The following is a 968-nucleotide window of genomic DNA, read 5'->3' as shown; positions in this document are numbered from 1 at the left end:
CGGTTCAAGTTCTGGAATAGGTAAAGCCTGTGCAGTACATCTGGCAAGTTTAGGTGCAAAGGTTGTAGTGAATTACAGCTCTAATGCAACAGAGGGCCAGAAAACAGTTGATGAAATTAAGGATAGAGGCGGAGAAGCGATCCTTGTGAAAGCTGATGTGAGTCGTGAGGACGAGGTACTTGCAATGTTCCGGGAGACCATTTCTACATACGGTCGGCTGGATGTGCTGGTCAGCAATGCAGGCTTACAGAAAGATGCGCCGTTCCTTGAAATGACATTGCAGGAGTGGCAAAAAGTAATAGATGTAAACCTGACTGGCATGTTCTTATGCTGCCGTGCTGCTGCAAGGCAGTTTCTTGCGCAGGAGAAAGAAGCTGGTGAAACGAATCACAGCGAACTTTCTATTGGTAAGATTGTGATGATGAGTTCTGTACACGATATTATACCCTGGGCGGGACACGTGAATTATGCTGCTTCAAAAGGTGGTATTATGATGTTCATGAAGTCTATCGCTCAGGAACTTGCACCTCACAAAATCAGGGTTAACTCAGTGAGCCCAGGTGCAATTAAAACGCCTATTAACAAGGAAGTATGGTCAGATCCTGGCAAGTACGACGAGTTAATGAACCTGATCCCATACAAAAGGATAGGTACTCCACAGGATGTAGCCAAGGCGGTAGCCTGGCTTGCGTCGGATGAATCTGACTATGTCAATGGAGAGACCTTATATATAGATGGCGGTATGACGCTTTACCCCGAATTCTCGGATAACGGCTGATTCGCTGCCACAAAGATTATACTTCATCAAAATTCAAAACGCGCGGTGTCAACCGTGCGTTTTTTTTGTGTCTACAAGAGCAACTTGCCCGAAACTGCCAAGGTATTTAAAACGCTCCTACATCGATAGTCACCATCTGCACATCCAAACCCACCAGTTGAACATTGATAAGGCCAATTCGTTGTATTAT

At 45.4% G+C, this 968-nt stretch carries 1 protein-coding gene; it reads left to right on the top strand.

What is annotated here, in order from left to right:
• The coding region (locus ACTIE6_RS21625; RefSeq protein ID WP_439558611.1) for an SDR family oxidoreductase at positions 1–778 on the top strand (778 nt) is incomplete at its 5' end.
• Positions 779–968: the final 190 nt, after the last annotated feature.

Source organism: Dyadobacter sp., from assembly GCF_051859145.1.
Lineage (GTDB): Bacteria > Bacteroidota > Bacteroidia > Cytophagales > Spirosomataceae > Dyadobacter.
The sequence above is the reverse complement of the archived record's forward strand: the minus strand, read 5'-3'. Positions and strand labels throughout refer to the sequence as shown.